The organism is Methanomicrobium sp. W14 (genome assembly GCF_017875315.1).
Classification (GTDB): Archaea; Halobacteriota; Methanomicrobia; order Methanomicrobiales; family Methanomicrobiaceae; genus Methanomicrobium.
Genome location: NZ_JAGGMM010000002.1, coordinates 30,243 through 44,533, shown reverse-complemented (window position 1 = coordinate 44,533; position 14,291 = coordinate 30,243). Strand labels below are relative to the sequence as shown.

Sequence of the window (14,291 nt, the reverse complement as noted above, 5' to 3'; positions counted from 1 at the left end):
AAATGGAAGCAATCTATACTCTCTGGCTAAGGAGTGTCAGGAGGTACTTAAGGTCAAAGAGCAGAATTGTAGGGAGTCTCGGAATGCCCCTTTTTTTCCTCATAATCCTCGGGTTCGGGTTAAACTCTATTGTTGCAATACCAGGAACCAGCGGAAACTATACGGGATTCATATTCCCCGGAATTGTCGCCATGAGTGTTTTGTTTACGTCAATATTTTCCGGGATTCAGGTAATATGGGACAGGCAGTTCGGGTTTTTGAAGGAAACTCTTGTCGCTCCTGTTTCAAGGGTCGAGATAATGCTCGGCCAGACATTCGGCGGTGCAACAACGGCAATCCTGCAGGGAGGAATAATTCTAGTCCTTTCGCTCTTTATCGGCCTTGCATTCCCCGGCATAGCAGGACTTGCGATTGCGTCAGGCTTTATGGTTCTCATAGGAATTTCGTTTACAGCCCTCGGGATTGCAATCGCATCAACAATGGAGGACATGAACGGTTTTCAGCTCATCATGAGCTTCCTGATATTTCCCATATTTGGGCTTTCGGGCGCGATGTTTCCGATTGACAGCCTGCCGGAGGTTTTCAAATCGCTGACACTCGCAGACCCCCTGACATACGGTGTTGAGGGAATAAGGTACGGGCTGACCGGGGCCTCACAGGTTAACCCCCTGATATGTCTTGCTGTCATAGGAGCATTCTCGGTCGCTATGATCCTTGCAGGAGCATGCCTGTTTAAAAGGACAAAGATCTAAAAAGTCCACAAAATAAATTCCGTCAAATAATAAAGAATATTAAAAATTTCTTTTTTAAACTCATTTAAATGATTTTAATGCAGAAATTTCTGCAAATAAATCCATTCTTTCCGGTAACAAAAATCTGGTATATTATCCACTGTTTTTTTTCATTTCACCTGCGTCAGGTATAAATAGTCATATGATTACGGACTTTTTATGATAGAACTTCCCCTGGAAGAGGTTTACAAACTGATAGAGCCAGGCCCGGTTGTTCTTGTTACAACGGAAAACAACGGAGTGAATAACGTAATGACGATGAGCTGGCACATGGCGGTCGAATTCGTACCTCCCCTCATAGCCTGCATAATCGTTCCGGGCGACTACAGCTTCAATGCCCTTACAAAAAACGGCGAATGCGTTATAGCTGTCCCGACAGTCGAACTTGCCGAAAAGACCGTTGACATAGGAAACTGCTCAGGAGAGGACACTGACAAGTTCAAAAAATTCGGACTTACCCCTGTTGCGGCAGAAAAGGTGAAAGCCCCCCTGATTTCCGAATGTTTTGCAAACTTCGAATGCAGGGTCGAAGACACCACTCTTGTGGAAAAATTCGGCCTGTTTATCCTTGAGGTAGTAAAGGCATGGACTGACCCTGACCACACCGAAAAAAGGACCTTCCACGCAAGAGGCGACGGAACTTTTGAAGTCGACGGAAAAATCCTGAATTTAAAGGAGAGAATGGTCAAGTGGCCCGAATGCATGTAAAAACAGGCCCGCAACAAACCACAAAAACCGAATCTTCCTCCATTTTTCCGGTAAAAGGCATCAAAAAGCCCTGCGAATCCACCTGTATAAAGACTCATTTTTTCAAAAAAAGTCCGCTTTCGTATATAAAGTTAAAAATACTATGTTAACAGAAAGTTTTTATGGTCAAAAGATTTGGTATTTTGTCTGTAGTTTTTATTGCAATCCTGTTTGCAGCTGTTCTTGCATCAGGGTGCACAGGAACAACTGACAACGCTACTCCTTCGCCGACACAGACGGAGGTCACACCGGCAGAAAATGAGACGGCTACGCCTGTTGCGTCTGAAACAGCGGAACAGACTGCACAACCAACAGAAACAGATAACATTACAATGTCATACACTACTCTGCTCGTCGGAGAAGGTCCCCAGAATGACACTGTAAGACTTCCGGAGGGCGTTTCGATGTTCACGCTCACGCAGGACACTCCTGACGAAAGTTCAGTAAGCATAGACACCGAAAAAGACGGAATCTATATCTCCAATTCGTACAACGAGAGTGTCAGAAACTCGTCCATGAAAGGCGGAAAATATTACTGGACATATGCATTTTCGCTTGAAAACGCATCAAGTGCAAACATCAGCGTAAAAACGGACTCCAACTGGACTCTTGAATTCGAATTCCCGCAGGTTATAAACGGAATCGTTCCTCAGACATTCTCCGGAACAGCGACGAAGGTAACGCCTTTCTTCCAGATTAACGAGGGAGAATACAACTTCACGATAAATGCAGAGAACAACAGGCTTATTTCCGTCTCGCTCATGGACTACTACGGAAACGTAATTCTTGACGACAACAGGGAAATGCCTCTTGCGTTCATGGAAGGCCCTTACAACGGGACCGTTACCATGAAGATAAACGAAAGCAACAATTACCTTATGAATGTACTGTGCGATGGCAACTGGACAGTTTCCGTTGAACAGGCCTGAAAAAAACTCAACTTTTTTTACCCGATTAATTCAAAATTCCATTATTTTACTCTGAAAAAATCCTGCCCAAATCTTTGGATTTTACGTTATATCAGTGTAATTTAATCGTTTTTTTACGGTACTCACCACATAACCGCCGGTCATATGAAATATGCAGGTCGTCGTTAATAAATCAGAAACTGAAACTTTTTAGTAATTAACTTAATTCCCGTGTTTTTTTGAAGAGTCGTCTTCCAGAACACTTTTGTATTTTTTAATAGCACTCTTTTTTATCCCTTCAAATTCCTCTTCTGTAATGTCACCTTTTTCCTTAAGCTTTGAAAGCCTCTCCAAAATTTCCACAATATTTTCAGGTGACCGGGAGGATTCCAGATTCATGTCTTTCTGTTTCTCCTCGATAAAGCCGGTTGCAAGAATTGCAGACGGAAGAGCAAGAATAAGGACTCCCGCAAGAGTTATAAAACATGCAAGAAACTTTCCAAGGGCGGTCACGGGAACGACATCCCCGTATCCTACGGTTGTAACCGCATTTATCCCCCACCACATGGAAGCCGGGATGCTTGAAAACTTATCCGGCTGCGCCGGGTTTTCGACGAGATACATAATAGTCGATGAAAAAAGTATTACAAATACCAGAAAAAAAACCATTATGGAGAATATTTCACGCTTTTCTATGAAGACACGCTTCAAAAGCCTGAGTGAATCCGCGTGCCTCGTATAACGCCCCAGCTTGAATATCGAAAGAAGGCGGAATATCCGCAAAAGAGTGAAGTCCTTCGCAAATATGAAAGGGAAAAACAGCGGAATTATCGACACCAGATCTATTATCATATAAAATCCGGTTGCATAGTGCAGGCGTTCCAGGGTCCTCCTCTTAAACGTCGGTGCATCTGTGCACGACCACATCCTGAGGATATATTCCGCTGCAAAAACAAGAAGACATAAATAAATTACGACGTTTATCAAAATCCAGTACTTTTCAGCTATAGACGGAACAGTGTATATAACTACAAAGACTGTATTCAGGACAATTACAAAAGCAAGAGCTATATGAACATTCAAAGAGAATTTGTCGTTTTCAGGGGGGCTTTCAAGTACATCGTGCACCCTCGCCTTAATCCCTGATTTTTTGCCAGAAGAAGCCATCCGCAGTTAAACCATAACTCTTTACAGCACACCCGCTTTTTCAAAAAAGCCCCTGCACTTTAATAACAGTGTTATTGTACCGATTTATATTAACTTTTGACCTTCATGGGATTTCGGCTTCCTCACCGCAAAACGGGACCTGGGCTTAAAAAAAGGCATAAAATTTTTTTGAGTTTTTACTTTTCAAATCTTCAGTAAACCGCCACAGGATCGCCTTCCGTCGAATAATCGTTTTTAACGTCCTTTACCGCAAGCATGAGAATTATCCCGAGGACTTCTATGCACGTCAGGAAAAAAAACGCGACATCAAAAGCTCCCGCAAGTTCGACCGCATCCAGACTATGAACCGAAGCCTCGGCAAGCTTCGGCCCGACAGCCGCCGTTGCAACAAGCATCACAAGGGCAACTCCAAGAGAAGAGCCGAGGTTCGTCATCATTTTTATAAGGCCTGACGCCTGACCGCGTGATTTTTCAGGAGAAATACCCATCACGGCGCTGTTTAAAGGTGCATAGGCAAAACCCGTTCCTGCACCCAGAAGGAAAAGGTATATTTCCGCGTGGCCTGTGCTTGATTCGGCGCTCAGAGTTGATAACATGAAAAGTGCAAGTACGCACATCGCAAACCCGAGTAATATAGGCTTTTTGGTGCCGATTACATCCGAAATTCTACCTGCAATTGGGGAAGTCAGGATCATCCCGACAGGAAGCGCAAGAAGAATCATCCCTGCATTGTCCGTTGGAACATGCTTTACAAGTTCGAGATAAAACGGCATAAGAAGCATTACGCCTGCCATACATAGCTGGACTAACATCACGTTAATGTTCTGAAGAGTAAACGGCCTTGAGGATAAGAGATTTAAGTCTATCAAAGGCTCACCTGCGCGGCGTTCACGGACCCAGAAGACACCCCAGAATATGAATGATATCAACAGTGCTGCAACAGCCTTGACCGTCGAAGAGCTCTGGAGCGTTGTAAGACCGTATATGAGAGTGCCCAGAGCGATGAAGGCGAAAAGAACACCCGGAGCATCGAGTTTTGAGTCCGGCGATGCCGGAGAAATACGCGGCAGGACATAAAGTCCCAGGATTATTGCAATTATTCCCACAGGAAGGTTTACGTAAAAGATAAAACGCCATGAAAAGACGCTTGTCAGAAATCCACCGATAACAGGGCCGAGGGCAGCACCGAGCATCGTAAACATCGCAACAAACCCCAGGGCCTGCCCCCGAAGAGACGACGCAAGATAGGATGTCACCATAACAGAACCAAGAGCCGCAATAACGGCTCCGCCTACTGCCTGGGCCATCCTTGATGCTATAAGGATTCCAAGAGTCGGAGCTATCCCGCACGCGGCCGAACCGCAAGTAAATATGACAAAGCCCATAAGAAACACCCTGCGGTACCCCCTCATGTCCCCGAGACGCGATGCAGCCAGAAGAAGACTTACAAGAATAATCAGGTACGCATTTAAGACCCACGATACTGTAACCGTCGAGACGTCAAACGCTTTTCCTATAGTAGGAAGAGCAATGTTTACGATAGTTGCGTCAAGACCGGACATAAAAGAGCCGAGAGATATCACAAGAACTATCAGAAGCTCTTTTGGCGACATCCTCTGCCTGACGGCGGACTGCTCTGACATAATTATCTTCTAAAAGATATTCTCATATTTATTCATATTTAATCAGTTTTTTTCAGCATACGAAAAGAACAGCTATGAGACCCAAGCTTTTTATCTTGTCTTCAACAAATTCTGCTTCAGTCCATTACGGCTTTGAAAGGCGTTATCCTTCCATGACGCTTTCAACCGCAAGAATATTTGGCTTTAAAATTCAGATCTTTGTATATTATGGGAAATCCCAACTTTTTCAGTGGGTTAAACAGCAATAAAAATCTGAGGGCCGTTGGATGGGACGACGAACTGGAAATGGCGTTTTCACCCTACTCAGAAAAATATATTCCGGGGAGGGTCTCATGCAGGCAGCGTACACATTATGAAATATACACTGAGGAAGGCATAATTCAGGCCAAAACCTCCGGTGCCCTGAAAAAGAGGGGAATAAATCCTGCCGTCGGTGACTTCGTGGTTGTCCTCCACCAGCCCGAAGCGGGAACCTTTACAATCGTTAACGTCCTTCCAAGAAAAACCGAATTTAGACGCGGTGCTGTGGGAAAAGACGGATTAGACCAGGTCATTGCAGCCAATATAGACACGGTCTTCATTGTCACTTCGGCAGGTGCCGATTTGAACGTCCGCCGCCTCGAACGCTATCTCGCACTTGTTTATGCATCCGGTGCAAGACCTGTAATTGTTATCAATAAAATCGATCTTACAGAGAATCCTGATGAAATCCTCCCGGAGATTTCACCTGCCGCTGCAAAAGTCCCTGTCGTCATGATAAGCGCCCTCAACAAAACCGGCATACCACTTCTGGACAATTACCTTCAGCCCGGCAAAACCGTTGCACTCATCGGGTCTTCGGGAGTCGGAAAGTCGACTCTTACCAATGTGCTGCTACAGGACTCTGTCCAGGACACCTGCCAGGTCAGGCAGTCGGACGAAAAGGGGCGGCACAAAACGACTGTCCGCCAGCTCTTCGTTTTAAACAGCGGTGCGGTTGTCATCGATAACCCGGGACTAAGGGAGGTCGGAATAGGCACTGCCGGGGAAGGACTCAGCGAGACCTTTGCCGACATCGATGAACTTGCCCGGGAGTGCCGTTTTTCCGACTGCAGACATGAAAAAGAGCCGGGATGCGCTGTAAAAAAAGCCGTAAACGACGGAATCCTTTCCGAAGCCCGCCTTGAAAACTACCTGAAACTCAGAAAAGAGCTTACCTTTGAACAGGAGAAATCCGAAATCGGACTTGACCGTTTCGAAAAGAAAAAATGGAAAGCGATAAAGATTCAGGCAAGGGAAATAAAAAACAAGAAAGACCGGTTCACCTAGGCACTGATTGCAGTAACTTTTGGGTACAATAAGACAAATTATCAAAAAAAATATCAATGATATTCTGGAATTTTGTCAAACCAGTCATCAAACATACTTATTATCTCATCATTTTGGTAATTGTAATAAAAGACTGCCTGGTGATTCGAAAACACCACATAGGCCTCTTCACCTGATTCATATTTGCATTTAATATAGCAGAGGAAATAGTACTCTTCATATTCAGGGATACATCCGGTAGCACCGAATATCTGTTTTAATTCCTGGTTTTCGGCCATAAAAGCCGTAACTTTATAGCATTCCTGCGGTGAGAGGCATTCATATTTTGCATCTCCTGCACTCTCATTATTTTCGTTTTTAAAATCAAAATAAGCGTTGTATTCTTCCCGGCAGATGTATATTTCATCCGCTTTTAGCGGGTTTTCGTCAAAAAAAGAAATGACTGGGTTAAGAAAATCATTTAAGCTGATTATTCCGTTTTCATAATTCCGGAGTTCATATGTGGTATTGTCCAGATCTATATATTCCTGAAATTCAGAACTCCAGTTGTCTCTTGGCAGACCGCTCCACTCCGTGATTGCGGAATCAGACAAATCAAGGATATTTTTTACAGACTGACCGTTGTCCGAAAGTTCGCCTCCGGTTGTAACTGTGCTTTCACCAGAACTGCATAAAACTGCGGCTGCTGCCAAAAAGCACAATGCAAGTAAGACCAGAACTGCCGCCGCGAGATATGTATTTTTCATATCTCTATTCTGTCACAAGACTATAAAAGAAGCCTTTTTTTGGATACTTTTGGTCATTACCATAAAAAACGGACCTTAAAGACGGACGCCAAAAACTCTTCATTCAGTCAAATGAAAAATTTTATTGTTCTTGTGTTAATATTTTGATTATATTTATGAATTTTTCAGATATAAATATAAAAACACGTGTTTTATCAGTGATAATTCTGGGGGCGATAATGATAGCACTTGATGGTTCAACGGTTTCACCAATCCTTTATCCTCTCAAAACATCGTTTGGTGTAAGCGAACGGCTCATAGTCTGGGCGATAAACATTGAGGTGATGTTCCTTCTCATCTTCTCACCGATTGTAGCAAAACTCTCCGACTTTTTCGGTAGAAAAAAGGTCTACCTTTTCTGCACAGCATCCTTTCTCGCAGGTCTTGCAATAGTCTTTTTCTCGGAGTCCTACCCGGTTTTTCTCATCGGGAGAGCACTCCAGGGCATAGGCGCCGGAATATCCGTCCTTGCGATAATTCTTATAGGAGACAATTTCACCGAAAGCAGGGGAACTGTTCTAGGAATATTCGGTGTCGCAATCGGAATGGTCTACGCGACAGGACCTCTTGTCGCGGGTCTTCTGGAAGGGTACGACTGGCACTGGGTTTTCGCGGCGAACATTCCTGTTGCAACAGCACTTCTTCTTTTCTGCTTTTTCCTCCTCCCGGAAGACGGTCCTATAAAAGAGAAGAAAACCGCTGACTGGAGAGGAGTTATATCCCTGAGCGTTGCGATAGCAGCCTTTTCCGTGTTCATAACCGGGTTTGGTGGTTTTCCCCTGTCATGGGAGATGATATCCGCCGTTATCGTTTGCGTGGCAGGAATAATCCTCTTTCTGCACTCTGAAAAAAAGTCACCTGAAAAGATACTTCCTCTTGACATGCTCAAAAGAAAGAACCCCTGCATAGGCTATGCATTAACGCTTTTCGGCTATCTCGCAGGTGCGGGAACATACTTCTTCTCGACCTATGCAATACTTGCTTTTGGTCTCTCCGACCCGGCAGGGTCATACATACTCATACCTTTCACCGTCTCATCCCTTATTGCAACCGTAATCATCGGAAAACTCCTGGACATCACAGGGCCGAAACCCGTTCTTATGGCAGGAGGAATCATATCCGCCGCCGGAATGCTCATTCTCGGGACTTCACAGAACATCACGGTGTTTATACTATCAATCATCCTTATAGGCGCAGGAAACGCCTCAGTCGCCGGAAACGCGATATATTACCTTATGCTGGAAGAATCGGGCCGTAAAAACAGGGCCTCGGCACAGGGTTTTTTAAACATTCTCCTGAACGCAGGCTCCCTTATAGGAGGGGCGGTTTTAGGCGTTATGCTGGACTCACAGACAAACGGCCTCTCTGATTTTAAGGATACATACATCGCACTGGCATTTGTATACCTTGCCCTCTCGGCTCTTGCCGCACTGATAGATAAAAAGAAGAAAGACCGTAAAGAGAATTCTTCAGGGGTCTAGGACCAGGCAAAGGTTCCCCAGGGAAAAATATATTGGATTTCCCCTCATCTAGTCTTTTATGAGTCCGCAAAATAACGAAATAGAAGTGCTGATTGGCGGAAAAGCCGGAGAAGGCATAAACCGGGCAGGTCAGACCATTGCCGAAATTCTCTCGGGGCTGGGTTATTATATATATATGATATTCGATCACCCGTCTCTTATAAAAGGCGGCCACAATTTTTCAGTTATAAGGGCTTCGCCTGAAAATTCCGGCGGAATAAGCACAAAAACCGATATAATTCTTGCAATGGACAAAAATACAATAGAAAGCCGCAAAGACCGCATTTCAGGTGACACCGTGGTCATATTCAACTCCGACAAGATAAAAAACGCGGAAGGCATAGGAGTTCCTGCCGATACTGCGGCAAAAGAGGCAGGAGGGATCCCGATAATGGCAAACTCGTGCATAATAGGTGCGTTCTGCAGGTCAATAGGACTTGACTGGGACTATGTCAGGCAGGTTCTCGAAAAGGAGTTTCCCGTCAAAACCTCAGTAAACATCGAAATAGCAAAAAAAGGGTATGACCTTTCAGAAGAGAAAAAAACCGTTTTAAAACTCAAAAATGACACAGTCAGAAAAGTGGTTTCAGGGAGCGAAGCGGTCGGTCTCGGGTTGTGCTTCGGGGGACTCGACGGCTACATCGCATACCCTATGTCGCCCGCATCAGGAATTCTTCATTTCCTCTCTTCAAAGAAGGACGATTTCGGCATAAAGGTCTTTCAGCCCGAAGGTGAAATCGCAGCCGTCCTGATGGCTGAAGGAATGGCATGCTGCGGGTCAAGGGCCGCCACGGGGACGTCCGGGGGGGGCTTCTGTCTCATGAACGAAGGACTCTCCTATTCAGGAATCGCGGAAGTCCCAATTGTAATCATAAACTCCCAGAGGCAGTCCCCTGCAACCGGTTCGCCGACATATACCGCACAAAGCGACCTTTTCTACGTCATCCATGCCGGACACGGAGAATTCCCAAGAATAGTCCTCTCTCCCGGAAACGCCGAACAGGCATTCATATGGTCGGCAAAAGCGGTCGGTCTTGCCTGGGAATACCAGATTCCGGTCATAATACTGACAGACGTCACCTTAAACGACTCGCTCTACACACTGTGCCCTGAAAACGTCGAAGGCGAAAACTACGAATACGGGATAAAGAGGGCGGACGGAAAAGAGCCTTATAAAAGGTACCTTTTGACAGACGACGGAATATCCCCGTATGCCGTCTTCACGGAAGCAGACGCACCGGTAAAGTTCAACGGAAAGGCGCATGACGAATACGGAATATCAACGGACAGACCGGAACCACTTGAAAAACTCGCAGAAAAAAGACTGAAAAAAGCGTCAACAGTTCAAAAAGGGCTTTTGAAAGAGAAATGCGTCGCTGAGGCAGGAAATGCCGGGTCTGATACCGTTGTTATCTCATGGGGGTCAAATGCTCCTCTCTGCAGCCGGGTATGCGGTGATCTCGGCCTGAAATCGGTCCAGCCGGTTGTCCTTTACCCGTTCCCGAAGGAGCAGTTCAAAAAGGCCCTTTCAGGGGCAAAAAAAGTCATCGTGGTCGAAGACAACCCGACAGGCCAGCTCGCGGACCTGATGGCACAAAACGGGTTTTATGCGGACAAAAGAATACTCAGTTACACAGGAAGGCAGATGACGACTGACACCCTTAAAGAAAAACTTGCGGAGGTGCTTTAAATGCCGGCAGACTTTCTCACGGATGCAGAGAACACCTGGTGCCCGGGCTGCGGCAACTTTTCAATCCTCTACTCGCTGAAAAGGATAATAGAGAATTACAAAAAAGAGGGAGGAGACACAAAAAAAATCGTCCTTGTGACGGGAATAGGCTGCCATGCAAAGATTGCCGATTACCTGGACATAAACAGCGTCTATTCACTCCACGGAAGGGCGGTTCCCTTCGCATCAGGGATAAAAATTGCAGACCCCGGCCTTAAGGTCATATGCTGCGTCGGCGACGGTGACTCATACGCAGAGGGCCTTGAACACATCCTCTTCGCTGCAAAAAGGAACACCGATATAACAGTCATTGTACACGACAACCGCGTATACGGTCTTACAATCGGGCAGTACACTCCTACTTCCCCGTCCGACTACCACGGAAAGACAAACCCCCCCGACGGTTGTGACCTCCCGTTCAACCCGTTAAAACTCATGCTGTGCTCGGGGGCGTCTTTTATTGCAAGAGGGTATACCGGAAAAATGAAGCAGCTTGAAAGCCTTATCAAGGCAGGAATGGACCACAAGGGCTTTTCCATGGTTGAAGTCCTGCAGATATGCGCAAGCTTCTACAACAAAAGGGACCTCTACGACAAATATACCTATGAATACAAAGGCGATGCAAAAACTGCCGCAAAAGCCCTTGAAGCGGCAGGAGAATGGGACTACAACAGCGAATCACCCATACCGCTCGGAATAATATACGACAGTGAGAGGAAAACATTTGAAGAGAGATTTAAAGATATAAAGAAAGACAATGACAAACAAAAGACTGCTGTCTTAAAGTACCTCGGCAGATAAACTGAAAAAAATGCCCGTTGCTGCGGAAGGTTTCGGAAGGGCCGTTTCTATGGGATGAAAAAACCATAAAAGCGTCATGCTACTACAAACCGCGGCACAGGCTTTTTTATTACCTGATATCGGCATTCACAATATTCTTCCTTGAAAAACCGGGGCACCCCGTGGGGACACCTTTTCCCGGGGGCTTTAAAGTGGAAAAAAATGCGGCAGATTTTACTGCATTATCCGTGACCGTGAAAAAGACATCCCCTTCTCAATCTGCAACTTCTGCCCGCACTACAGCAGGACTGAAATCCATAGTGACCAAAGTTAATAATGAAAACTTCAAAGAGGTAATTTTTTTTATTGCATAGAAAAGAAAAAGTATGTAGACAACAGTCATTCAAACTACAGATACTTACTGCATCAAAGACAATAAACAAAAAAATCACCTGCACTTAAAAGAGAACGACTTGCACCAATAAAAAATTAAAAATGCAATCCCGGAATACACCAAATTAAGCAGGCAAAGACAAAAAATCTGCTTTTTACAGGTCATGAGAAAACCGGGAAATACACCGGGGTGAAAGGTTTTTCAGAAATATACTGAAAATAAACCCTTGTTTTTTTGTCCGGACAAGTCAATTGCAAACAAAGGAGAATTTAATGACAAGCTCTATTATCGAAAGCATTCTAAAAGCCCGGTACTACAGGGAAGGCGAGTCCTCGTTCGGGGACATATGCAGAAGGGTCGCAGACGCCATGGGAAAGGACAAAAAAGAGTCTGAAGATTTCTACGGTGAAATGACGTCCCTCCGTTTCCTTCCCAACTCACCTACCCTGATGAACGCAGGGACAAAACTGGGCCAGCTCTCAGCGTGCTTCACTCTTTATGTCGGAGACTCCATAGAGGAGATATTCAACGCAATAAAGTGGGGTGCATTAATCCACAAGACAGGAGGCGGAACAGGCTACAACTTCTCAAATTTAAGACCTGAAGGCTCCTGCGTCAACTCTACCGACGGTGTTGCATCAGGCCCCGTTTCCTTTATGAAAGTGTTTAACGCCGCAACCGACGTGATAAAGCAGGGAGGAAGGAGAAGAGGGGCAAACATGGGCATCCTCAATGTCTGGCACCCCGATATCATGAAATTCATAGAGTCCAAAAAGACGGAGGGCGACATCTCAAACTTCAACATCTCTGTAATGATTAACGACGAATTTATGGAGCTTGTCGAAGCAAAGGAGTTCGAACATGTCTGGATAAAGCACCCGTGCAGCGGCGAAAAGATAACGGTAGGCGAAATATGGAGGGGAATCGTTGACGGCATATGGAGAAACGGAGAGCCCGGAATCCTGTTTTACGACGAAATCAACCGCAAAAACATGACGCCGGAGCTCGGGCCTATTGACACTACAAACCCCTGTGGAGAACAACCGCTTCTTCATTTCGAGTCCTGCGTTCTGGGGTCTATTAACCTGTCAAAGTTCTTAAAGAACGAAAGCCTTGACAAACAGGCGCTTGAGAGAAGCACAAGGCTTGCAGTAAGGTTCCTTGACGAAGTAATCGACAAAAACGTATTCCCCATACCCCAGATAGAGGAAGCAACCAAAAAGACAAGAAAAATCGGCCTCGGTCTTATGGGAGTCCATGACACCCTTCTGATGCTGAAAATCCCCTACGATTCCGATGAGGGCAGAAAGTTCTGCGAAGACATGATGGACTTCGTAAACAAAATCTCGGTGGACGAATCCCACAAAATTGCCGTTGAAAGAGGCGTTTTCCCGGCGTTTAAAGGAAGTGTATGGGAAGGACACGAGATGAGAAACGCTGCAACCACGACAATTGCGCCTACAGGGACCATATCGATTCTCGCGGAGTGCTCAAGCGGAATAGAGCCCGTATTCTCCTATGCATACACAAGAAAGGACACTGTCCAGAAGACATTTGAAATTCTGCACCCTATATTTGAAAAAGAGCTTGAAAAAGTCGCCAAATCGGTTGGAAGGAACGAAGATGAGGCGAAGGCCCTCAAACGCGAGGCCATAGACACAGTCCACAGGACAGGGTCGGTCCAGAGCGTAAAATGGCTTCCCGGAGATTTCAAAAGAGTCTTTAAGACCGCACTTGACATCGACTGGCGCTCGCACGTCCTGATGCAGGCGGCTTTCCAGAGGCACGTCCACGCCTCGATATCAAAGACAATAAATATGCCAAATTCAGCGACAAAGGAGGACATAGAAAACGTTCTCCTGCTCGCATGGCATGAAAAGCTTAAAGGGCTTACGATATACAGGACGGGAAGCCGCCAGAGCGTCGTCCTCGAACTTTCAAAGGATGAAGATAAGGAGAAGACCGAGACCGAAATCAGTGTTACTGCCGAAAAAATGGTTTCAAGACCAAAGGAGCTTTCAGGAAAGACTTATCTCTGCCAGTCGGGGTGCTGCCGTCTTTACGTCACTGTAAACCTTCTGAACGATGTTCCGTGGGAGGTTTTCATAAGAACAGTCGGAATAGGAGGATGCGAGGCCAACTCAAACGCACTCGGGCGCTCAATTTCAACCGGTCTTCAGAACGGTGTCCCCTACCAGAAGTTTGTCCGCCAGTTTGCTAAAGTGAACTGCCTTTCCGCGATAAGGAACAAAAACTCCGAAGGACTTTCCTGTGCCGACGTTGTCGGAAAGTGCATTGACCTTGCTGCATCAAAGAGCCAGATAACAACACTTGACGACTGGAAGATTCTTGAAATGTCAAACTCCGGAAAGGAAAAGAAAAACGTCTGCCCGGAGTGCGGTGAAGATCTTGAATTCGGAGAAGGCTGCAACAGGGGAATCTGCAAAAACTGCGGCTGGAGCGGCTGCCTGTAAAACCTTCTGCACTCTTTTGCAGGTCCCGGGGAAAAAAATTTATTT

General features: G+C 45.7%; 11 protein-coding genes and 1 pseudogene. 9 read left to right on the top strand and 3 right to left on the bottom strand.

What is annotated here, in order from left to right:
* The first annotated feature begins 2 nt into the window (after window positions 1-2).
* The 3 genes from J2128_RS06090 (at window position 3) to J2128_RS06080 (ending at window position 2,467) form a co-directional block, all read left to right on the top strand.
* Entirely contained in the window at window positions 3-752 is a 750-nt protein-coding gene (locus tag J2128_RS06090) for an ABC transporter permease (protein WP_209690261.1), read from the top strand.
* A 198-nt stretch (window positions 753-950) separates the two neighbouring features.
* Entirely contained in the window at window positions 951-1,499 is a 549-nt protein-coding gene (locus tag J2128_RS06085) for a flavin reductase family protein (protein ID WP_209690260.1), read from the top strand.
* A 161-nt stretch (window positions 1,500-1,660) separates the two neighbouring features.
* Complete coding sequence (locus J2128_RS06080) at window positions 1,661-2,467, top strand: hypothetical protein (protein ID WP_209690259.1); 807 nt, start codon at window positions 1,661-1,663, stop codon at window positions 2,465-2,467.
* Between the two features lie 201 nt (window positions 2,468-2,668).
* On the opposite strand, the gene J2128_RS06075 is transcribed toward J2128_RS06080, so the two are convergent.
* Complete coding sequence (locus J2128_RS06075) at window positions 2,669-3,613, bottom strand: ion transporter (protein ID WP_209690258.1); 945 nt, start codon at window positions 3,611-3,613, stop codon at window positions 2,669-2,671.
* Between the two features lie 191 nt (window positions 3,614-3,804).
* Window positions 3,805-5,256 (bottom strand): MFS transporter, encoded by a 1,452-nt coding sequence (locus J2128_RS06070; RefSeq protein WP_209690257.1) that lies wholly within the window; start codon window positions 5,254-5,256, stop codon window positions 3,805-3,807.
* 207 nt (window positions 5,257-5,463) lie between these two features.
* Between J2128_RS06070 and rsgA the strand changes: the two genes are divergently transcribed.
* Window positions 5,464-6,564 (top strand): ribosome small subunit-dependent GTPase A, encoded by a 1,101-nt coding sequence (gene rsgA / locus J2128_RS06065; protein WP_209690256.1) that lies wholly within the window; start codon window positions 5,464-5,466, stop codon window positions 6,562-6,564.
* 53 nt (window positions 6,565-6,617) lie between these two features.
* On the opposite strand, the gene J2128_RS06060 is transcribed toward rsgA, so the two are convergent.
* Entirely contained in the window at window positions 6,618-7,310 is a 693-nt protein-coding gene (locus J2128_RS06060; protein WP_209690255.1) for a hypothetical protein, read from the bottom strand.
* 155 nt (window positions 7,311-7,465) lie between these two features.
* Between J2128_RS06060 and J2128_RS06055 the strand changes: the two genes are divergently transcribed.
* The 5 genes and pseudogenes from J2128_RS06055 to J2128_RS06035 all read left to right on the top strand — a co-directional run bounded on the left by J2128_RS06055 (window position 7,466) and on the right by J2128_RS06035 (window position 14,246).
* Entirely contained in the window at window positions 7,466-8,830 is a 1,365-nt protein-coding gene (locus J2128_RS06055) for an MFS transporter (RefSeq protein WP_209690254.1), read from the top strand.
* A gap of 58 nt (window positions 8,831-8,888) precedes the next feature.
* Window positions 8,889-10,559 carry a 2-oxoacid:acceptor oxidoreductase subunit alpha gene (locus tag J2128_RS06050; RefSeq protein WP_209690253.1) on the top strand — a complete coding sequence of 557 codons (1,671 nt, stop codon included), beginning with the start codon at window positions 8,889-8,891 and terminating at the stop codon, window positions 10,557-10,559.
* Window positions 10,560-11,399, top strand: coding sequence for a thiamine pyrophosphate-dependent enzyme (locus J2128_RS06045; RefSeq protein ID WP_209690252.1), 840 nt, complete (start codon window positions 10,560-10,562; stop codon window positions 11,397-11,399).
* Window positions 11,400-11,416: 17 nt separating this feature from the next.
* Window positions 11,417-11,712, top strand: a pseudogene (locus J2128_RS06040) (DUF2115 family protein).
* A 332-nt stretch (window positions 11,713-12,044) separates the two neighbouring features.
* Window positions 12,045-14,246 (top strand): adenosylcobalamin-dependent ribonucleoside-diphosphate reductase, encoded by a 2,202-nt coding sequence (locus tag J2128_RS06035; protein ID WP_209690251.1) that lies wholly within the window; start codon window positions 12,045-12,047, stop codon window positions 14,244-14,246.
* Window positions 14,247-14,291 lie beyond the last annotated feature (45 nt).